Source organism: Nitrosopumilus ureiphilus (assembly GCF_013407185.1).
Lineage (GTDB): Archaea > Thermoproteota > Nitrososphaeria > Nitrososphaerales > Nitrosopumilaceae > Nitrosopumilus > Nitrosopumilus ureiphilus.
Genome location: NZ_CP026995.1, coordinates 1,579,419 through 1,598,099, shown reverse-complemented (window position 1 = coordinate 1,598,099; position 18,681 = coordinate 1,579,419). Strand labels below are relative to the sequence as shown.

Annotated in this window: 25 protein-coding genes; 11 read left to right on the top strand and 14 right to left on the bottom strand. The window is 35.1% G+C overall.

Features of this window, described 5'->3' with window-relative positions; all coding sequences use genetic code 11:
• Positions 1 to 3: 3 nt before the first annotated feature.
• Positions 4 to 381, top strand: coding sequence for a hypothetical protein (locus tag C5F50_RS09495; RefSeq protein ID WP_179371117.1), 378 nt, complete (start codon positions 4 to 6; stop codon positions 379 to 381).
• Positions 382 to 417: 36 nt separating this feature from the next.
• A complete protein-coding gene (locus tag C5F50_RS09490) occupies positions 418 to 2,457 on the top strand; it encodes a sodium-translocating pyrophosphatase (RefSeq protein ID WP_179371116.1) in 2,040 nt (679 codons plus the stop codon).
• On the opposite strand, the gene C5F50_RS09485 is transcribed toward C5F50_RS09490, so the two are convergent.
• Positions 2,454 to 2,642: a hypothetical protein gene (locus tag C5F50_RS09485; RefSeq protein WP_179371115.1), complete on the bottom strand. Its 189-nt coding sequence runs from the start codon at positions 2,640 to 2,642 to the stop codon at positions 2,454 to 2,456. The genes C5F50_RS09490 and C5F50_RS09485 overlap by 4 nt on opposite strands.
• A 55-nt stretch (positions 2,643 to 2,697) precedes the next feature.
• Positions 2,698 to 2,955: a DUF2024 family protein gene (locus C5F50_RS09480; protein WP_179360374.1), complete on the bottom strand. Its 258-nt coding sequence runs from the start codon at positions 2,953 to 2,955 to the stop codon at positions 2,698 to 2,700.
• Positions 2,956 to 3,003: 48 nt separating this feature from the next.
• Between C5F50_RS09480 and C5F50_RS09475 the strand changes: the two genes are divergently transcribed.
• A complete protein-coding gene (locus C5F50_RS09475; protein WP_179371114.1) occupies positions 3,004 to 3,393 on the top strand; it encodes a cyclophilin-like fold protein in 390 nt (129 codons plus the stop codon).
• Position 3,394: 1 nt separating this feature from the next.
• Here the strand turns inward: C5F50_RS09475 and C5F50_RS09470 are convergent, their stop codons facing one another.
• Both C5F50_RS09470 and C5F50_RS09465 read right to left on the bottom strand, forming a co-directional pair.
• Positions 3,395 to 3,787 (bottom strand): M67 family metallopeptidase, encoded by a 393-nt coding sequence (locus tag C5F50_RS09470; RefSeq protein ID WP_179371113.1) that lies wholly within the window; start codon positions 3,785 to 3,787, stop codon positions 3,395 to 3,397.
• 2 nt (positions 3,788 to 3,789) lie between these two features.
• On the bottom strand, positions 3,790 to 4,881 hold the full coding sequence (locus C5F50_RS09465) for a cupredoxin domain-containing protein (protein ID WP_179371112.1): 1,092 nt from the start codon (positions 4,879 to 4,881) through the stop codon (positions 3,790 to 3,792).
• Between the two features lie 98 nt (positions 4,882 to 4,979).
• Between C5F50_RS09465 and C5F50_RS09460 the strand changes: the two genes are divergently transcribed.
• Positions 4,980 to 5,867, top strand: a complete 888-nt coding sequence (locus tag C5F50_RS09460) for a heme o synthase (protein ID WP_179371111.1) — start codon at positions 4,980 to 4,982, stop codon at positions 5,865 to 5,867.
• Between the two features lie 3 nt (positions 5,868 to 5,870).
• On the opposite strand, the gene C5F50_RS09455 is transcribed toward C5F50_RS09460, so the two are convergent.
• The 6 genes from C5F50_RS09455 to C5F50_RS09430 all read right to left on the bottom strand — a co-directional run bounded on the left by C5F50_RS09455 (position 5,871) and on the right by C5F50_RS09430 (position 10,806).
• Positions 5,871 to 6,167, bottom strand: a complete 297-nt coding sequence (locus tag C5F50_RS09455; RefSeq protein WP_179371110.1) for a hypothetical protein — start codon at positions 6,165 to 6,167, stop codon at positions 5,871 to 5,873.
• A gap of 2 nt (positions 6,168 to 6,169) precedes the next feature.
• The gene (locus C5F50_RS09450) at positions 6,170 to 8,338 is read right to left on the bottom strand and encodes a CDC48 family AAA ATPase (protein ID WP_179371109.1); all 2,169 of its coding nucleotides are present in this window, start codon (positions 8,336 to 8,338) and stop codon (positions 6,170 to 6,172) included.
• Positions 8,339 to 8,346: 8 nt separating this feature from the next.
• Positions 8,347 to 8,628 carry an elongation factor 1-beta gene (locus C5F50_RS09445; protein WP_179371108.1) on the bottom strand — a complete coding sequence of 94 codons (282 nt, stop codon included), beginning with the start codon at positions 8,626 to 8,628 and terminating at the stop codon, positions 8,347 to 8,349.
• A gap of 3 nt (positions 8,629 to 8,631) precedes the next feature.
• Entirely contained in the window at positions 8,632 to 8,760 is a 129-nt protein-coding gene (locus tag C5F50_RS09440; protein ID WP_246282220.1) for a zinc finger domain-containing protein, read from the bottom strand.
• Between the two features lie 105 nt (positions 8,761 to 8,865).
• Entirely contained in the window at positions 8,866 to 10,002 is a 1,137-nt protein-coding gene (locus C5F50_RS09435; RefSeq protein WP_179372982.1) for an NAD(P)/FAD-dependent oxidoreductase, read from the bottom strand.
• A 363-nt stretch (positions 10,003 to 10,365) separates the two neighbouring features.
• Positions 10,366 to 10,806 carry a hypothetical protein gene (locus C5F50_RS09430; protein WP_179371106.1) on the bottom strand — a complete coding sequence of 147 codons (441 nt, stop codon included), beginning with the start codon at positions 10,804 to 10,806 and terminating at the stop codon, positions 10,366 to 10,368.
• Between the two features lie 690 nt (positions 10,807 to 11,496).
• Between C5F50_RS09430 and pth2 the strand changes: the two genes are divergently transcribed.
• From pth2 to C5F50_RS09410, 4 genes are all read left to right on the top strand, one after another.
• Positions 11,497 to 11,850 carry a peptidyl-tRNA hydrolase Pth2 gene (gene pth2, locus C5F50_RS09425; RefSeq protein WP_179371105.1) on the top strand — a complete coding sequence of 118 codons (354 nt, stop codon included), beginning with the start codon at positions 11,497 to 11,499 and terminating at the stop codon, positions 11,848 to 11,850.
• 48 nt (positions 11,851 to 11,898) lie between these two features.
• Entirely contained in the window at positions 11,899 to 13,500 is a 1,602-nt protein-coding gene (locus C5F50_RS09420; protein ID WP_179371104.1) for an NHL repeat-containing protein, read from the top strand.
• Positions 13,497 to 14,693, top strand: coding sequence for a tRNA pseudouridine(13) synthase TruD (truD, locus tag C5F50_RS09415; protein WP_179371103.1), 1,197 nt, complete (start codon positions 13,497 to 13,499; stop codon positions 14,691 to 14,693). The genes C5F50_RS09420 and truD overlap by 4 nt, the downstream gene beginning before the upstream one ends.
• Before the next feature lie 69 nt (positions 14,694 to 14,762).
• On the top strand, positions 14,763 to 14,993 hold the full coding sequence (locus C5F50_RS09410) for an Lrp/AsnC ligand binding domain-containing protein (RefSeq protein ID WP_179371102.1): 231 nt from the start codon (positions 14,763 to 14,765) through the stop codon (positions 14,991 to 14,993).
• Here the strand turns inward: C5F50_RS09410 and C5F50_RS09405 are convergent.
• A complete protein-coding gene (locus C5F50_RS09405; protein WP_179371101.1) occupies positions 14,990 to 15,199 on the bottom strand; it encodes a hypothetical protein in 210 nt (69 codons plus the stop codon). The genes C5F50_RS09410 and C5F50_RS09405 overlap by 4 nt on opposite strands.
• A gap of 104 nt (positions 15,200 to 15,303) precedes the next feature.
• Here C5F50_RS09405 and C5F50_RS09400 point away from each other — a divergent pair, with 104 nt between their 5' ends.
• On the top strand, positions 15,304 to 15,990 hold the full coding sequence (locus tag C5F50_RS09400) for a hypothetical protein (RefSeq protein WP_179371100.1): 687 nt from the start codon (positions 15,304 to 15,306) through the stop codon (positions 15,988 to 15,990).
• 1 nt (position 15,991) lies between these two features.
• Here C5F50_RS09400 and C5F50_RS09395 read toward each other — a convergent pair whose 3' ends face one another.
• Entirely contained in the window at positions 15,992 to 16,240 is a 249-nt protein-coding gene (locus tag C5F50_RS09395; RefSeq protein ID WP_179371099.1) for a hypothetical protein, read from the bottom strand.
• 121 nt (positions 16,241 to 16,361) lie between these two features.
• Here C5F50_RS09395 and C5F50_RS09390 point away from each other — a divergent pair, with 121 nt between their 5' ends.
• The gene (locus C5F50_RS09390; RefSeq protein ID WP_179371098.1) at positions 16,362 to 16,862 is read left to right on the top strand and encodes a hypothetical protein; all 501 of its coding nucleotides are present in this window, start codon (positions 16,362 to 16,364) and stop codon (positions 16,860 to 16,862) included.
• Here C5F50_RS09390 and C5F50_RS09385 read toward each other — a convergent pair.
• Complete coding sequence (locus tag C5F50_RS09385) at positions 16,852 to 17,085, bottom strand: hypothetical protein (protein ID WP_179371097.1); 234 nt, start codon at positions 17,083 to 17,085, stop codon at positions 16,852 to 16,854. The genes C5F50_RS09390 and C5F50_RS09385 overlap by 11 nt on opposite strands.
• A gap of 222 nt (positions 17,086 to 17,307) precedes the next feature.
• Complete coding sequence (locus tag C5F50_RS09380; protein WP_179371096.1) at positions 17,308 to 18,342, bottom strand: alcohol dehydrogenase catalytic domain-containing protein; 1,035 nt, start codon at positions 18,340 to 18,342, stop codon at positions 17,308 to 17,310.
• A gap of 73 nt (positions 18,343 to 18,415) precedes the next feature.
• Between C5F50_RS09380 and C5F50_RS09375 the strand changes: the two genes are divergently transcribed.
• Complete coding sequence (locus C5F50_RS09375; protein ID WP_179371095.1) at positions 18,416 to 18,649, top strand: hypothetical protein; 234 nt, start codon at positions 18,416 to 18,418, stop codon at positions 18,647 to 18,649.
• Positions 18,650 to 18,681: the final 32 nt, after the last annotated feature.

Below are 18,681 nucleotides of genomic sequence, written 5' to 3'. Positions count from 1 at the left end.
ATTATGAAACTTGATCCTGAATTAAGACTGCAAATATTAGAAAAAATTGGTATCTATTCAAATCGTTTCTCTATTTCAGAACCTCAAATTCTATTATCTACAAAAGAAGTCCTTGATGCACCAAAAGAAATGACTGAAGGTAGACGCACATCTGCATACAAGTATTATGGAGTTTCATATCTGCAGCATAATCTAGTTTTTATCAATGTACGAAAAATTCCTGATGAGAAGACTCTTGAAAATACTCTGGTCCATGAATTAATCCATATGAGATTCCCATATCTTGCACATGGCAAAAGATTCAACAAGTTGGTAAGACAAGGACTTGGAGGAAAAACATTTTTGCCATATAGAAAAAGAAGCAAGATCTCTGCTATTTGATTTATATTTCCAATACTTTGGCAAGCTGAGTATAACATGGAAATCTCCCAAATTCTGCCATTTGTTGCAGGAATTGCATCATTTTTAGTTGCTGGAGGTCTGGTTGCATGGATTTCCAAACAACCAACAGGAACAAAAGAAATGATGGATATTTCCAATGCTGTCAAAGAAGGCGCTGCAGCATTTCTAAAAAGAGAGATGAAAATTATAGTTCCAGTTGCCATAGGATTGTCTGTGATAATTGGAGTATTTCTTACACCATCAAACGGAATTGCATTTGCAGTGGGTGCCACATTATCTGCAGTTGCAGGAGTCATTTCCTTAAAAATTACAGTAAAAGCCGCAGTCAGAGCTGCCCATCTAAGTAGCAGCGGCCTTGGAAAAACATTTGCAATGGCTTTTAGAGGAGGAGCTACCGTTGGACTAGCAGTTCCAGCAATGGCTCTTTTGGCAATTACTGGTCTTTATGTAATTTATCCAGATCCGATTACTATTGCAGGTGTTGGAATTGGAGCAAGTCTCATAGCACTATTCATTAGAATTGGTGGGGGTATTTTTACAAAGGCAGCAGATATGGGTGCTGACTTGGTGGGAAAAGTTGAAGTAAATATTCCTGAAGATGATCCTAGAAACCCTGCAACAATTGCAGATAACGTAGGAGATAATGTAGGAGATGCAGCCGGAATGGGCTCTGATGTTTACGAATCTTATATTGTGACAATTCTTGCAGCATTGTTAATTGCAGCTTTAATTGGCGCTCCAAACTTTTTCCTTTATCCAATATTGATTGGCTCATCTGGGATGATTGCATCAATCATTGGTGTAGTAATTGTAGGCTCTAAGAATATCACAGATGTAATGAAGCCTCTTAATCGTTCATTTTATGTCTCAGCTGCAATTGCAATTGGATTGAACTTTGTATTCATTACACAATTTATTGGTGAATCAGCTGTAGCATATGCTTTGTTTGGATCCACTGTAATTGGTGTCATTTTGGTTCCTATAATTCAAAAAATTACTGATTACTATACTAGTTACAAACAAAGTCCTGTAAAAGAAATTGCAGACTCTGCAAAATGGGGATATGCATCATTAACTTTAATGGGAATCATCAAAGGAATGCAATCTACAGGGCCATTTATGATTGCACTAGTAGTTGCAATTATTCTATCATACACTATTGCTTCTGGAGCTGCACCTGAAGGGACAGATCCTGTATTGTATGGAATCTTTGGCACTTCGTTGACTGCAATGGCAATGTTAAGTCTTGCAGGAATTGTTCTAAGCATTGATGCGTTTGGACCAATTGCAGATAATGCAGGCGGAATCGTCGAAATGACTGGAATGGGTGAGGAAAATCGTAAAGTCACTGATGAGATTGATGCAGTCGGAAATACCACAAAGGCAGTTACAAAGGGATTTGCCATTGCTAGTGCTGCGTTAGCTGCTTTGGCTATGATTCAAGCATTTCAATTTGAGGCATCTCACATCTTTGCAGGTATTCTGATTTTGGATTACAGTTTGACCAATCCTGCAATTATAGTTGGACTACTAATTGGCGGATTGATTCCATTTATCATCACAGGCCAACTCATTAATGGTGTGTCAAGAGCTGCAGGAAAAATGGTAGATGAAGTAAGACGACAATTCAAAGCAGATTCTGGAATTCTTGCAGGAACATCAAAACCTGATTATGCTAAATGTGTAGACATTGCAACTGTTGCATCAATTAAAGAGCTATGGAAACCTGCAATTGTTGCAATTCTTGCCCCAATAATTTTGGGAATTCTGTTAGGTCCAACTGCAGTAGCAGGATTGTTAATGGGCGCAGTTGTAACTGGAATTTTATTAGCATATCACTTGGCAAATACTGGTGGTGCATGGGATAATGCAAAGAAGCTAGTGGAGATGAGAGGAGAAAAGGGTTCAGAAATACACAAAGTTGCAGTAGTTGGAGATATCATTGGTGATCCCTACAAAGACACTGCAGGACCAGCACTTAACACTGTGATTAAATTACTTAACACCATTGCAATTGTCTTTGTATCTGCATTTGTTGCAATACTTGCAATCTAGTTTTTGTCTTCAACAATTAGTGTCATATCTAATTCATCAATTTGAGCTTGAATTGCCTTTTGTAAAGTTGTATTGTGGGTATCGCAGAACTTGAAATAATTATCTGCAGTTTGAAAACATCCGCAAATCCATTTTGTTTTCTTGTCTCCTTCTACTGTCCACTTTGAATACTTGTGTTCTGACATGTTACTTGTAAAACAATTAATCTAAAAAAGTCTTATAGAAAAAGGAAAAAAATGTTTAAGGACAGCCTTCCATTTTCTGGATAAAGTAGCCTTTTTCCTTAATTGCCTGTTCTACAGGCTCTGGTGCACCTTGTGAGTGACAGAATTGACACTCATTTGTTGTCATCTCTGCTTCTCCCTCGCCGACTGATTGTAACCACTCTTTACCATATGTGATGGCTTTGTCGTGATCTTTTTCACCAGTAATTACATCAAAGTGCATGGTATGACCATCTGCTGCTTTGACATAAGTGTCGTATACGTGAATTTCCATAAATGTAATTAAAAAAAGGGATATTTAATTCAAAGATCATGTATCTTTATGAAATATTCAGTTGAGGTCAAAATTCCAAACTCATCAAACATACTTTTAGAATTAGATGATTCAAATTCCCCAAAAACTGTTAATGATTTTATTAAAAAATTGCCCTTTACTGTTGACCTTAATGTGTGGGGAGATGAAATCTATACTTTGAAATCCCCTGTATCTCAACCTGAAGAAAATGCAAAATCTCCTGTTGAACTAAATGATGTTGCATATTGGCCGACTGGAAAAGCAATATGTTTGTTTTATGGTCCGACCCCAATTGGAAAGCCTGGCGAAATTACTCCTGCTTCGCCTGTAAATGTCATTGGGAAAATTGTTTCTCCAGACAAAACTATTCTAAATGATGTTGATGGCAAACGTGCCACATTTTGCTTGAAATCCTAAATCATTCCTCTTCAATTGGAATTTCTATAATGTCTGATTCGAGTACAAATGCCCTAAAATTCTTGTTGACTCCGGAATAAATTATCCACACTACAGGATTGCTTTGCATAAATTTTTTGTCAGTGTTTGATGGAAATGCATCAGAATCTGGATGAGAATGAAATATTCCTACTACATCGAGCTCTTTGTCTTCTGCAATCTTGTAACCTTCAATTAATTGATCATTTGAGATTGTAAAATTTACTGGTGACTCTTCGATATTTTCTGTTAAAAATAAATCTAATACTTGATCCTTTTTTCCAAACAATATTGCACACGACTCATTGGGTTTCAGGTTTTCTGAATACTCTGATAGAATTTTTTTATCTGATTGTGATATTTTGATCTTCTGCAAATCTATTCTACGTTAACTGTTCCTACCATCCATGGATGCAAAATACAATAGTAATCATAATTTCCTGCATCTGTAAATGTAAATTCATAGGTATCTCCTGTAGATAGAATGTCTGAATCAAATACTCCGTCTGCTCCTGAATCTGGATTTCCTGAAGTTGCAGTGTGCATTGTGTTATCTACATTTTCCCAAAGTACTGTAGTTCCAACTGCAACATCAATTGCTTCTGGATCGTAAAAAATCTGCCCTTCTTCTAGAATTGCTGCACCTTCTGGGATTGTAATTTTTGTTGGTTCTTTTGGTGCTTCAATAATTAATGTTGCAACCATATATGGATGTAAACTGCATACATATTCATGTTCACCAATTTCTAAATCTGTTGTATCTAATGTAAAGATTCCACCGACGTCAATCATGCTGGAATCAAATGTCTCGCCAAATCCTTCTGAACTAGTAACTGTGTGCACAAGTGAATCTGCATTTGTCCATTCAACTGTATATCCTTGAGGAACAACTGCAACATCTGGATCATAATCTGGATTTCCTTGCTGTGTGGATCCTTCCAGAATTGTAATTGCAAAGATTGGCCCTGTTGATGCGATTTCCTCAATGGGTTCCTCAATTGCTACTTGCTGTGGTATCATGTATGTATCAGGACTAATAAATCCAAAAGCTACCCACATGATAATCCCTGTTGCAGCTGCTATGCCGACAATTGATCCGACAGGTTTTAGATAAGCCGGATGCTTCATTGCTAGATATGCGATGATGATTGCAGGGAATGCAATTGCCATTAAAATTCCTGCAATTGTTATTGTGTAATTTGATGTGTTCATTGTAAATGCAAACATTCCAAATCCTAGGGCTATTGAAAGAATTACCAAAGTCGTTGCTTTGGCTCTATTGCTGGTTGAAATTCCTCCATCAAGGATACCTGCTGATAAGAAAATCAATCCAACAAACATGGTAAGACCTGTTAATGCATGCAATCCATCAATGAAAGTATGCGCAATACCTGAATAAGCCAATGTAAGGCCAGCCAAGCCTATAGCTGTAAGTCCCATTCCAGGCATCATGAGGTCCCAATTACTCATTTAAGATAGCTGATAGAGCTGAGATACTTATTCCTTTTGAAATATTACAGATCATGTGGACGAAGAAATTAAATGGCTTTGGAAGAGGATAGAGTCAATTGGGATTTAATGAAATACTGGAGATATCAAAACCCAGAATTGTAGTGCTTTTAGTAATAACTGCAGTTACGTCCATGTATGCTGCAAGTAAACTAGTTCCCGGAGCACCAGAGCTTGATTATTGGTCATATTTGCACATAATTATTGCAGGTGCATTGGCATCGGCAGGCTCTAGTGCCCTGAATCACTATTATGATAAAGATATTGATCCAAAAATGACACGAACTAGTACTAGACCGATTCCTTCAGGACGAATGGCAGCATCAAATGTTTTGATATATGGAACTGTTCTAAGCTGCATTTCTGTAATCTATGGATATTTTGCATTAAACGCAGTATCTGCATTCTTTATTGCTGTTGGAATATTTTCATACGTAATAATCTATACAGTTTGGTTAAAACGTAGAAATACCTCTAATATCGTAATTGGTGGAATTGCAGGTAGTGCAGCAGCTTGGGCTGGATGGGCAGCAGCCACTGGCAGTATGGATTTGTTAGGATTCTTAGTTGGCTTTTTGGTATTTGTTTGGACGCCTTCACACTTTTGGTGTCTTGCAATGAAAATTAAAGATGAATATGCACAAGCTAAAGTTCCAATGTTGCCTGTTGTAATTGGAATGCAAAAAACATCAAAGTACATTTTAGGAAATACCTTGATTCTAATTCCATACTCTTTGATGCTCTCATTAATTCCTGATGGGATGGGGATTGTTTACACCATTATTGCAATAGTTTCTGGCGGACTGATGCTTGTATATCACTATAAACTGACAAAGAATCCTACATCTGACTTTGCTTGGAAGGCATACAAAGTTACAGCCCCCTATCTTACAATTATCTTTGTTGCAGTTGCATTAGATGCAGCATTTCACATTCCGTTGTTTTAATAATTATTTTTCAAAACCTGGAAAACTAGCTTCATAGTCTTTTTCCATCATTTCCTTATTTTGTTCTTCTACACTATCTACTTCTGCTTCAACCCTTGATATTTCTATTCTACGTTCGTCTTTTGTAATCCATGCAACCGTGATAAGACCAAGAATCTCTAAATCTAAAAGAAGTTTGTTGAATTTATCGTCTGGAATGATGAATCCATCTTTTGTCAGGCTTTTGTAAAGATCAATATCTGTTAATGAAGTAACCTCCTTAATCTTGTCATATATTGTATTTCGTAGTGGAATTGTCATTTTTATCCGTAGAATGATTTATCTCCTGTCTTTGGTACGACGTTAGATATACTTTCCTTAACAGTATTGTACCACTGATCCACTTCTTTGGTAATTGATGGTCTTATTTGCTTCAAACTATTTGCAAAATGCTGACTGGATATTTTTGATGAATTATCTCGCATTGCAGCGACTGCTGCTTCTCTACAAAGTGCAGCTAGATCTGCCCCTGTATAGTTTTGAGTAGCAACTGCTATCTCTTGTAATTTTACATCATTTGTCAAAGGCATTTTTTTTGTTAATATCTTGATTATCTCTAATCTTCCTTTTTCATCTGGAGGCGCAACATAGAGAACTAGATCTAGTCTTCCCGTTCTTAACAAAGAATTATCTACAACATCCGGCCTATTTGTGATTCCAATTACTACAACTCTTGAAGAAATACCTTCTTCGATTTCTGTTAGTAGCTGACTTAGAATAGTTTCACCAACTCCTCCTTCTCCTGATTTAAATCGTGCTAGTGAGTCTAACTCATCAAAAATAACAACGCATGGTGATGACGCTTTTGCTTTTCTAAATATTTCTCTAATTGCTTTTTCTGATTCACCCATCCATTTGGAAAGAATCTCAGGACCTCTAACTAAAATCATATTTGCCCCAGTTTCTGTAGCAAGTGCTCTTCCAAGTAATGTCTTTCCACATCCTGGAGGGCCATAAATCAAAGCACCTTTGGGTGGTCTAATTCCCATCTTTGTAAATTTACTTGGTTCTTTCATTGCAATAATTAAGTTGTCAGTTAATGCTTTTTTGATGTCGTCTAATCCCCCTACGTCTTGCCACCATACTTTTGGTCTCTCAACGTAAAATTCTCTCATAGCTGTGGGGATTACTTCATGCATTGCATCGTAAAAGTCAATTAGTTTAATCTGCATGGATTGTAACACTTCAGAAGGAATCTTTTCTGTTTCGAGATCTATTTCTGGCAGATACCTCCTGATTGATTTTAGTGCAGCTTCTCTACAAAGTGATTTAATGTCCGCACCCGTATATCCGTGTAGTTCTGATGATAAATCCTTCAAATCAATATCGTCACTTATTGGCATTCCTCTTGTATGGATTTCAAGAATCTCTAATCTTCCATCTTCATTAGGAACAGAGATTTCAAATTCTCTATCGAATCTACCTGGTCTTCTAAGTGCTGGATCCACACTATCTGGTCTATTAGTTGCACCAAGTACAATGACATTTCCTCTATCCGTGAGTCCATCCATTAGTGCTAATAATTGAGCAACGACTCTTTTCTCAACATCTCCGTATGCTTCTTCTCTTTTTGGTGCAATAGCATCAATTTCATCAATGAAAATTATGCTAGGGGAATTGTCTTTTGCCTCTTTGAAAATCTCTCTTAGCTTAGCTTCTGTTTCGCCATAATATTTGTTCATAATTTCTGGACCATTAATTGAAAACATGTTAGCTTCTGATTCACTTGCCATGACTTTAGCTAGTAGTGTTTTTCCACATCCGGGAGGGCCATAAAGTAGAATTCCACTATGTGGCTCAATTCCTAATCTTGTAAATAACTCTGGATGTTTTAATGGTAGTTCTACAATTTCTCTCATTGCTTTGACTTCTTGTCTTAGTCCTCCGACTTCTTCGTATGTCACTCTAACTTTTCTATCGACTGTAGATTCAGTTGAAATTGCAAGATTTGTGCTACGATCTATTTTTACTACTCCCTTTGGAGTAGTCTTTGTAATTTTAAAATCCATGGAATTACCTAAAATCATTACAGATATTTCATCCCCGTGTGTAATTGGTAGTCCTTTCAACCTATTTTTTACAAAATCAGTAAATTCTTTGTCTACAGTAACTGAATCATTTACCGGTGTAAGCGAAACTGCTTTTGCAAATTTTGATGTAACCTTTCTAATCTTTACAAAATCATTTAGTGAACCGCCAACATTTTTTCTTGTTTGTCCGTCAATTCTTATGATGTCTGGAAATTTTTCATCTTCATCAACTGGCCAAACAACTGCACAACTAGTTCTTGAACCCATCACTTCAATAATATCTCCTGGAGTGACTCTAAGAAAATCCATAGCTTCTGGGCCAATTCTAGCACGTTTTTTACCTACGTCTCTTTGTTTTGCTTCTCCAATTCTCATTTGCAAAGGTTCTTCTTTGCGTGCCAAAATATCACCTATTTCATGTCAACTGACATTCGACTCATGTTGAGCACTTCAAATTCACTTACTCCTTCTACTGATCTGACGGCATCTTCCAATGAATCCATTTGTCCTTCTTCATCTTCTAGAATAAATTCTGCTTTTAGAAATTCTAATCCAAAAGCCAATGGCTCTTTGGCATGTCTTTTCATTGAAATTCCTTCTTTTAGTGAACTTTTGATGGTTTCTGCTAATTTGTCCAGATCCGTCTCGGTTCCATCAGGAAGAATTTTTGTTATTAATAGTAATTGAGTCATTTTTTAAGGCCCCTGAAAATTACATGAAGAACAAGTATAGTTTCTTGCAGCTTCTCTGCAACTTTGACATCTCCAAATTAAATCTGCACCGCAATTAGGACAATTGAATTTTACACATTTATCATTAGGCATAATAGGTCTGTGACAACAACTACATGTTGGTAATGAAATAGTAGACGACATATCCCCAATTTTCTGTAAACATCATTTATACCTTGCTTAGAAATTGAGCCCGTTTTAGCTCAATAATTTTTTGAGTTCTCCGCCAATTAGAGTTTGGGCAGTTTTCAGCGAACCCTTCACTCCTAGTAATTTAATAATTGAGCCAGTGTGGAAATCAAAATCATCTTTTTCGGAAATCTCTTTTGTGATTTCCGGTGTGATTGATTCAAATAATTTATTGATTGTATTGTTGTCTATTCGCTCTAAAATTTTTCGAGCAAGTGATTGTTTTTCAAATTCTTTACCAAATCTACCCATCCATTTTTTTTGATATTCATCCAGATCTGATTTGTTATTTGTTTCTAAAAATTTCGAAATTGCTTGTCCTGCATAAATCCCGCCCATGCCACTAGTAAAAATACCTCCTGCTGTTGTTGGTTTTGCTTGTCCTGCAGCGTCTCCTACAATTACTGTTTTTCCTTCAACAAAATTCTCAATTGGACCTTTAATCCAAATTGGGGCAAAAATTTTTCTGATAACTGAATACTTTTCTCTTTCTTCTAGAATCTTGTCTAATGTTTCAGCTACGTTAATTCCTCTACCTGCCACTCCGACTTTTCCTTTACCTTCTCCTGATGGAATAATCCATGCGAAAAATCCTGGAAATTTTTCCTGATCGAAAATCACTTCAACCTTTCCTTTCTTTATCCAATTGGAATAAATCTCATATTGAGCTGATGATAAAATTCCAGTTCTATCTTTATGAATTAGAGATGAAACTCCTCTTGCATCAACAAAAATTTTACAATCGATTTTCTCTTCTTTTGTTCTAATTCCTGTGTCTGTTATTTCTTGAAAACTTGTTCTGACTTTGATTACTGCCCCGTTATTCTGAGCTTGAAAAGCTATTTGCTTGTCTAATTCCCTTCTGCTGATTTCAACTACTTTTTGTTTCTTTGAATTAATTGTAAAACTGTTTCCGTTGGGTGATTTGATTTCAGCTGATTCTATCATGTGCTCGAAAGTTTTTCTAAATGGAATTATTCCAAGTTCTTCTAAGCCTGCAATGCTGACTAGACCTCCACAATGCTCAGGAGTGCCTATTTCATAATCTTCTTCAATTACAAGTACGGAAAATCCTTTTGAAGCAATTTCTCTTGAACACAATAATCCTGCAACACTTCCTCCAGCAACTACTACATCAAAGTACACATTTTTCGTTTCTTTGTCAATTATTTGAGGGTTGGGCATAATTATTTCCATTTTTGATCAGTTTCTGAAAATAATTTGATGAAAAAAGCTAAGGATCACTTTATCTCTAGATTCATTGCTAAGATGAAAACAAAGAAGATAATCCTCAATTATCTAAAGTGGCCTGACTGTAAAAAATCAAGACTGTAATTGCAAGAGGTGGTCCTGACATTGAGATTAATTCACAAGGATTTGAATCTAAATTGAGAGTGTTAAACTAATTCTGTAAATCCCTCTGAAGGAACCATACTTGTTTCAATAACAGTATGGATCTGTGAGGAATTGAACTATCCTCAATAATAAAGAAAAGAAAAAAACATCACACTAATTTCTTGGTTGTGTGAATGTTGAAATCCATGACTGTAGAATATTTTTATTCAAATCAGTAAAAGTACTTGCACTATTGGTCCAGGTCTGGATGTTTTTTTGGATTGCACTAGTAGTTGCTTGAAAAATCTGATTTTGTACAGATTTAGCTTTGATAATTTGCTTGTTGGTATCTACGATTGCGGTTTTTGCTGCCTCTGAAATGTCAGTATTAATTCCAGTCTTTGCTGCAAATTCTTGTTGCAAAGAGATTGCAGAGCTAATTGTAGCTTTCCAAGCTTTATACCATTCTGATTGAATATTTGTCAATGATTGCAGATTCTGTGGAACAGAATCTACTGCATTTTCAAAATATTTTTCTACATTTTGCTTGTAGACATCAAAGAAGTTCTCAGATGTTTGAGTTTGTTTCTGTAATGTTTGAGTTTGTTTGCTCATGGCGCATCATACTAAATCCGTTTTATAATTCAATCATATTATAATAATTTAAGATATTTGTAATTATTCTAATTAAATATTCATTGTTTAAACAAAATAGTTTACGGATGTTTTGAAATACTAGATGAATGCTTTTTTATATAGTTATTAAAATTTAGTCTTGAAATGATGTTCTAGCTTTGTAAAACAAAGATCTTGTTTTAATTTTACAGTTACACTCATGTTTGTATGTTAATGCTTGCATCACTGAATCAATGTGGTAAATGTGGGGATATTTTTATAAATCATTTTCAAAAAGTCAACTTGTGTCCAAAATGCAAGAGATGCTTAGTTCCGTAAGAATTGACCTGCCGAGGAATTTGTGAAAGATATCGTTCTGAGAATAGAAGATACAATTATGGTGTCAAAAGATGTACTTCTTGTGATACGTATTTAGAATATGAAGGAGTTCGATGTCCCTGCTGCAGAACTCAGCTTCGCGGTAAAAGAAAAAGTAAATGAATTTTTGAAAATCTGGAAATGATTCAATTCCTATAAAATTTGAACCAATCTTACAATTCCTCCTTATGCTTTGGTATTATCTGCGAATTGGAATGAATTTGGATGGATATAATGATATTAAATAACAATTAAAGTACACGATGTAATGAAAATCAAAAGTTTTTCATTAAGCCTGTATTTGATTAGATTATGGGTGACATTAAACAAGTAATTGTTGTTCGAACTGATCTAAAAATGGGAAAAGGAAAGATAGCTGCCCAAGTAGGGCATGCTTGTGTTCTTGGCGCAGAACATGTTAGAAGATCTCATCCTGAATGGTATGGTGAATGGTGGGGTGGACAAGAAAAAATTGTACTCAAAGTATCCGGAATTAAAGAATTACAAGAAGTTAAAAGACATGCAATTGACTTGAATCTTCCCTGGTCTGAAGTTACCGATGCTGGACATACTCAGATTGCACCTGGAACAACTACGTGTATTTCAATTGGTCCTGCTCCAGAAAATTTGATTGACAAAATAACTGTTGATCTAAAATTACTTTAATTCACATACTTGGAATAAGATATAACGAGGCTTGATATTTTTTAAGATATGAAGAAAAAAGCAATACTGGTAACTGTGTTTTTTGGATTTATCTTACTATCATCTACTGTAATGATTACGCTTCCTGGCATTCTTCCAGACGGAGAAGAATCTGAAATGACAATTACAGGTACTCCTGCTGATAATTTTCCTGATGACCAACGTGCTCAGTTTTGTGGTTCAAGTAATGCAAAATCCACTGATTACATTCAAGAGTATTCTATTCCAACATTGTGTACTAATCCTTTAGCAATCGTAGCTGATTATGATGGAAATGTTTGGTTTACTGAAACAAATACTGGAAATCTGGCAAAATTTGATCCTACTACTGAAACATTTACTGAATATGACAACCCTTCTTGGCCAAAAGGAGGACGTTCTATGATGTGGGGAATTGACTATGCTCCTGACGGCACTGTTTGGTACACTGATGAAACATATGATTCTGTATGGAAGTTTTCAACCATTGATGAAAAGTATGGTAGACTATCTTATCCGTCTGAAGGAAATTCCTTGCCTCAAAAACTCCAAATTCATGGTTCTCAAATTATAATTAATGATTTCACTGGAAATAAAATTACCTTCTTAGATCCAAATCAATCTGAAGACGATGTTAATTATCTTAGTATTCCCTCACCTGTTGATGATTCGGTAACTGCTGATTTTGCAATAGATGCAAATAACAATGTCTGGTTTACAAATTGGTTATTCCAGCAAGGAGGAGTTTTAGTTAAATTTAATCAAAATGGGTATTTTGATTCTGTTTCAAATTCTGATGAAAAATCTCTTCCACTACTTGACTTTATTGAAATCTATCAATTGCCTCCAGAACTACTTACTCCAAATGGCTCAGTAGTTGCTGATGATGGAACTATTTGGTTGGCAGACACAACTACATCATATTTCTTTAATTTTGATCCTGTTACTGAAGAATTTACTCAGTACGTAACATCTGATCCGTTACCTGCCACATATGGTAATCAAACTGGAATTGTAAAAACTCCTATTTCTAGACCCTACTGGATTGAAACTGATGAACAAGGTAGACTTGTATTTAATGCACAAACTGCAAACAATATCTCTGTGATGGATCCCAAATCCCAATCTCTTGTGGAATATCATGTTCCTTCAAAGAATCCTCATTGGGGAGACTGTGATCCTGGGACTGGTTTGATGTTAGCTGATTGCGGTTTGGCCCAAATCTTTGATTTTGCAATAGATGGTGAAAAAATTTGGTTTACTGAATGGGTTGAAAATAACATAGGCGTTGTTGATACTTCAGTTTCATTGCCTCTTGAAATTCAATTTGAATCTGATTCAATAGCACTTGCACCTGGTGAAACAAAACATTTCAACTTTATTGTATCTCCAAAATCACATAAAGACTTGTTGGGAATTTCATTAATTCTGTCTCCTACTCATGATTTTCTAAATGTTGAACTTGTCAACAATTCTCCTAAAACATTCCAATTAGATTCTGATGCTCCACGTTCAATCTACACTTCTATTCATGCTTCAGAAGATGCAGTTCCTGGAACTTACAAAATTTTACTTGGTACACAATCTACTGATGTTGCAATTAGCAAATTTGTCACAGTGACAATAGAGTGATACCAAACTTAGATTCACAAATTGGTATTACTGTTTACAGTACTACTTTTTCTGGAATTGGAGGGAAAATCCGAGTTGATCCTGAGGATTTTCATGTAAATGAAATCATCTCTGAGAAAGCAAAAAACTCCATAAGTGATCAACAAGGATATGCTGTATACAAACTAAAAAAGAAAAAAATTGACACAAATCATGCACTATCTAGTATTTTTCGAAAAAAAGGAATTCGTTTAAAGTCCCTTGGCCTAAAAGATGCATCTGCCATCACAGAACAATTTGTCTGCTCTGGAAATAAAGGAAAAGCAATTGAAAATTTTTCAACTGAAAAATACTCTTTAGAAAAAATCGGTTACGTGAAAAAACCATTGTCAAAAAAAGACATGATAGCAAATCATTTCAAAATTAAAATTTCTGAATGTTCAAACGAATTGTCTTCTTTTACTGAATTTCATAAAATCTTGAATTTTTATGGCTACCAACGTTTTGGTTCAAAAAGACCTGTAACCCATCTGATTGGTAAGGCCATTTTGCAGCGAGATTTCAAAAAAGCTGTTGAATTGATACTGTCCTTCACATCCTCTTATGACTCAAAAGAAAATACTGAGATTCGTGAAAAACTTTCAGACAAGGCAAACTATGAGCAATATTTTGATCAAGTTCCAAATCAAATGGATGTTGAAAGAATTGTTCTAAAAGAAATGATTGAACATGATGATCCCATTAGCGCAATTCGAGCTATTCCATTAGCTTTGAGACGATTTTATATTCAAGCCTATCAATCTTTTATTTTCAATCAATCCCTAAGTTTATCTTTTTTAGATGGTGAAAATCTTTTTGAGGCTCAATCAAGTGATGTTTGTTTTGACTTTCATGGTATCATTGGAAAATATGTACAAGGTTTAGATCAAAGACTGGCATTGCCTTTTGTTGGATATTCATATTACAAAAAAACAAGATTTGACTATCAAATAACTAAAATACTAAAACAAGAAGAGATCACACCAAAAGATTTTTTCATCAAAGAGATGCAGGAGGTAAGTAGTGAAGGTGGCTTTAGGCAAGCTGCAATACATTGTTTTGATTATTCATCTCATGAAAATACCGTCGAGTTTTCATTATCAAGAGGCATGTTTGCAACAATTTTGTTAAGAGAGATAATGAAACCTGAAGATCCTGTGATTGCAGGCTTTTGAGATCATTTTCATAAAGATGATTTCTTAGATGTCTTTAAGTTGGTGTTTTTTTAAGAAAATTTGATTTAGATGGAAAAAGCATACATGCTAATTAGTTGTGAAATAGGTGAAGAACAATCACTTTATTCTCAATTAAAAGAAATTCCTGAAGTAAAAAATTGTTTGATAACTTATGGTAGTTATGACTTGGTAGCAGAATTTGTCACAGATACTCCTGCACAAATGAATGATATAATAACAACCAAAATAAGAAAACTCCAAAAAATTAGAAGCACTATCACACTTCGTGTAACAAACTAACCTTTTTTCATAATGATGATTGCTGTCCCTATCCCTACTGTAATCAATCCAATTATTGCAATTTGGATTCCATACGTTATCCAATCTGGGTTGGAATACATAAATGACGATTCAGGTCCTACCACTGAGTACCCTTGAAGATGAAAAATAATTCCTAAGATTCCAATGACTCCTCCTGCTACAATTATGGAAATTCCATTTTTCACAAAATACTTGTGGATTCTAGCAGTAAAAAGGGTAAACAGAATTGATAATTTGACCAAATGATTTTTCGATTTGGCCTTTAATTATATTCCTAAGAGTCCATAAAATGCACGATTGGGATGCAACCTATGAGTCTAGTAACCACAAATATTTGGGCTTGATATTGTTTGCCTCTTCTGCATCTCTGGCAATAATCCTGTTTCTAGTCTTTCATCCACAAATTGAATCTATCCACAAAGAATCCCCGATTTTGATTAATATCATGTTCCTCCCTGCCATGGCAATTGGATTTCTTTATGGGGTAAGAATTACAGAAAGAGCTGTTAGTCCCTCAGAAATTCGTAGCTCATTTAAAAGATCTGTTGTAAAAATTTTCTTGTTCTTTTTTGTTATAGGTGGAATGTTCAGTGCTGTAAACTTTGCAATAAATGGAGGTAGTATTATGCCTGATGTTTCAATTTTAAACGATGGACTTTTGCCCTGGGTAAATGAATTTGTCACGGCAAATGGTGGCGCAACATTCCTGATTATTACAAGCATTACCTTGATGGCATCTGCAACTAAACGAATTGTTGGAATGAATTCTGGATTTTTAAATAGATTGGTAACATTTGTTGGAACATTTGTATTCATGACAATTCTCGTTTTGAGTTTCACAAAATCTGATCCTACGTCTTCAGGGGTTTTCTTGTATACCTTTTATCAGGCTGGTATCGTTGGTGGAGCATTTTATGCAATGAATAAACTGACAAAAAATCAAAATATACTTGAAGATTTTACTAATGGTTATTAAATTATTTATCTAGGTCTACGTAAATTCCTGAAATTTCATTATTAATTCTATCCAAATATTTTTCACAACCTTCTGTTTTGAAATCATTTAATTTGCATTCATTGAAATGAGCCGTATTTTCTCTTTGCATGTTATCTGAAAAAAGTACATCTGAGCCGATTGCTAATGCTAAAAGACCCACTGCAGCAAGACTAGCTGAAACTAGAATCATTGCATATCCTACTTTGGCATAATTGTGAGGCTCTTTCATTTACTGAAAATCAAAAACTCTTGAATTTAATCTTTTCAAGTTTAGATTTTGCGATCAATTTACTGGAACTCGTGTGTTTTTTGGGAAAAAAAGAAAAGAAAGTTACTCTAAAAGTTCTACATTGAGTATTCAAATTCTCCAGTATGAATTTCTTGGACCAATTCCTCTTGATGAATGGGGACCTCCCATGGAAAAACTGGTATTTCTTATCCTATCCAAAGATCAAGACAAATTCAATATTCTCTATATTGGTGACTGTGAAAAGACTGATGACAAATCCTTTTTTGCCCAACACCAAGATTTCAAATGCTGGGTTCAGAAATCAGGGTCTGAAAAATCATTGTACCTTGCAATATTGCCTATGTTTGAATCAAACCAGGATCAGAGGCAAAATGTATGCAACAAGATACTGTCTAGATACAAACCTCCATGCAATTCTGGAAATGCTCCAAAAACAGAGCCTGAATATGCTGTTCGAAAATCTGAGAAAACAAATTTAGAACCACAAAAAATTTCTTGCTTGTGCTGTGGCTCTGAAATGAAGGCAGAACAAACTCTTGAAAAATCTACTGTTTATCGCTGTACTAGTTGTGGATTAAGCGATACAAAACTTAACTGTTGACTTTGTTTTGGACATCAAACAATTGTAATGTAAGCAAATCAATTGCTTTTTTCAAATGCTGAAATTCATTGATTGCGTGCATTTGACCCTCAACTAATGCCCTCATTATTTTGATTGAATTTTTTTGATAATCGTCTGACGCAACAATTTCCATTGCATTAATTTTTGATAGGAGATTATCTAGTTCTTTGATCATCTCATCAGATGGTTTGTGTTTGTCCATAGTGCTCTTAATTGATTTTACTATATGAATCGTTACAATAAATCTTCATCAATCTCTTGAATTGGATCCAAGTATTGCCGACATGTACAAGTAGGAATTTGACATTTCCCTACCTTGATAATAGAATTGCTATTCTCATTTGGAGAATGTGCTTCATCCGTATGATGGCATCTATTACAATTCATGTTGAAAAATCATATTCTCCAATATTTAATCTGCAAGTCAAGGTATTAAGACTGCTCTTGCTTCTATTTCTGAATCTTTTAATTTTTTGAGTACTTCATTTGCACTTTCTAATGGGAATACTTGGGATATGACTTCGATATTATTTTCGTCACATATTTTGATGACTTGTTCCATGTCTTTTGTAGATCCTATCAAAGTACCTCTGATTGTTTTTTCCTCAAATGCCATAAATGAGGGATTTTTTCCAACTGTAGCAATAACAATTAGTCCTCCTTTCTTTACTGATTTTATTGCAGTATCTGTTACTATATCGGCTGGTGCAAAAACTATGGCAGCATCTAACATTCCATGTTTTTCTTTTAATTTGTCAAGAAATTCTTCTTGATTTTCAGAAAACATCATTGTATCAATTGCGCCTAGTCTATTTGCAACATCCAGGTGTTTTTGGGTCCTAGAAAATGCTATGACATCACAGTTTTCAACTTTGGCAAACTGTACTGCCATGTGTCCAACTCCGCCAATTCCAAAAATTCCAATTTTTTTATGTGATTTTGGTTCAGCTGCTTTTACTGCTTTGTATGCTGTAATGCCTGCACAAAACAATGGTGCAGCATACTCTGGTTTCATATTTTCTGGAACTTTGGTTGCAAAATCTTCTGTAACTGTAATGTATTCTGTATATCCTCCCTTGAATGACTCTCCTGTAATTATTGATGATTCACAAAGATACTCTTTGCCTTCTTTGCAATATTGGCATTCTTTACATGCCTCTAAAAGTGGGGTGATGCCTGCTCTATCTCCTACTTTGAATTTTGAAACTGAATCTCCGATTTGAACTACTTTTCCAACAAGCTCATGACCTGGAACTGTTGGAAGAGTAGGTGGAATTCCAATATCTTTCCAATCCCCCTCAATTCCGTGAAGCTGAGAATGACAAACCCCGCATGCCTCAATTTTTAGTAGAATTTCATTTGGTCTTTGAATTTCATGCCTGTCAATTTCGGTTAATTTCAATGGATTTGTTTCAATTTTGGCACATTTAGAAAGCACCATCGCACGCATTTTTTCCATAATCTAGACTGTGTGGCACGAAATTTTAAGATTCGCTCATTAGAAAAATAAAGGACTAGTACTCAATTTTACCATGACTGAAATTACTGATGAGGATCGTGAAAGAGTAAAATTGTTGCAACAAATCACTTCTTCTAAAAACGAATTTAAGAAATTATCCTTAGAACAATTGCAGCGACTACAAGAGCTAGTTGAAAAAAAAGATTACAGTCATGATAAAAAGGCTCACAAATCAAAAGTAAAGTTGCTAGGAAAAATCAATGTTAGAATTTACGAATTAACTGAAGGGAGAGGGACCTGGGGATGATGTGTCCAATTAACTACTAATACTGAAATAAC

What these genes read in the sequence shown, in the direction of transcription:
- C5F50_RS09375 (WP_179371095.1), top strand. Translation starts at nt 18,416, where the DNA reads ATGACTGAAATTACTGATGAGGATCGTGAAAGAGTAAAATTGTTGCAA.
- C5F50_RS09400 (WP_179371100.1), top strand. Translation starts at nt 15,304, where the DNA reads ATGCACGATTGGGATGCAACCTATGAGTCTAGTAACCACAAATATTTG.
- C5F50_RS09395 (WP_179371099.1), bottom strand. Translation starts at nt 16,240, where the DNA reads ATGAAAGAGCCTCACAATTATGCCAAAGTAGGATATGCAATGATTCTA.
- C5F50_RS09410 (WP_179371102.1), top strand. Translation starts at nt 14,763, where the DNA reads ATGGAAAAAGCATACATGCTAATTAGTTGTGAAATAGGTGAAGAACAA.
- C5F50_RS09455 (WP_179371110.1), bottom strand. Translation starts at nt 6,167, where the DNA reads ATGACAATTCCACTACGAAATACAATATATGACAAGATTAAGGAGGTT.
- C5F50_RS09480 (WP_179360374.1), bottom strand. Translation starts at nt 2,955, where the DNA reads ATGGAAATTCACGTATACGACACTTATGTCAAAGCAGCAGATGGTCAT.
- C5F50_RS09385 (WP_179371097.1), bottom strand. Translation starts at nt 17,085, where the DNA reads ATGGACAAACACAAACCATCTGATGAGATGATCAAAGAACTAGATAAT.
- C5F50_RS09485 (WP_179371115.1), bottom strand. Translation starts at nt 2,642, where the DNA reads ATGTCAGAACACAAGTATTCAAAGTGGACAGTAGAAGGAGACAAGAAA.
- C5F50_RS09420 (WP_179371104.1), top strand. Translation starts at nt 11,899, where the DNA reads ATGAAGAAAAAAGCAATACTGGTAACTGTGTTTTTTGGATTTATCTTA.
- C5F50_RS09430 (WP_179371106.1), bottom strand. Translation starts at nt 10,806, where the DNA reads ATGAGCAAACAAACTCAAACATTACAGAAACAAACTCAAACATCTGAG.
- C5F50_RS09490 (WP_179371116.1), top strand. Translation starts at nt 418, where the DNA reads ATGGAAATCTCCCAAATTCTGCCATTTGTTGCAGGAATTGCATCATTT.
- C5F50_RS09440 (WP_246282220.1), bottom strand. Translation starts at nt 8,760, where the DNA reads ATGCCTAATGATAAATGTGTAAAATTCAATTGTCCTAATTGCGGTGCA.
- C5F50_RS09380 (WP_179371096.1), bottom strand. Translation starts at nt 18,342, where the DNA reads ATGGAAAAAATGCGTGCGATGGTGCTTTCTAAATGTGCCAAAATTGAA.
- C5F50_RS09445 (WP_179371108.1), bottom strand. Translation starts at nt 8,628, where the DNA reads ATGACTCAATTACTATTAATAACAAAAATTCTTCCTGATGGAACCGAG.
- C5F50_RS09465 (WP_179371112.1), bottom strand. Translation starts at nt 4,881, where the DNA reads ATGAGTAATTGGGACCTCATGATGCCTGGAATGGGACTTACAGCTATA.
- C5F50_RS09475 (WP_179371114.1), top strand. Translation starts at nt 3,004, where the DNA reads ATGAAATATTCAGTTGAGGTCAAAATTCCAAACTCATCAAACATACTT.
- C5F50_RS09495 (WP_179371117.1), top strand. Translation starts at nt 4, where the DNA reads ATGAAACTTGATCCTGAATTAAGACTGCAAATATTAGAAAAAATTGGT.
- pth2 (WP_179371105.1), top strand. Translation starts at nt 11,497, where the DNA reads ATGGGTGACATTAAACAAGTAATTGTTGTTCGAACTGATCTAAAAATG.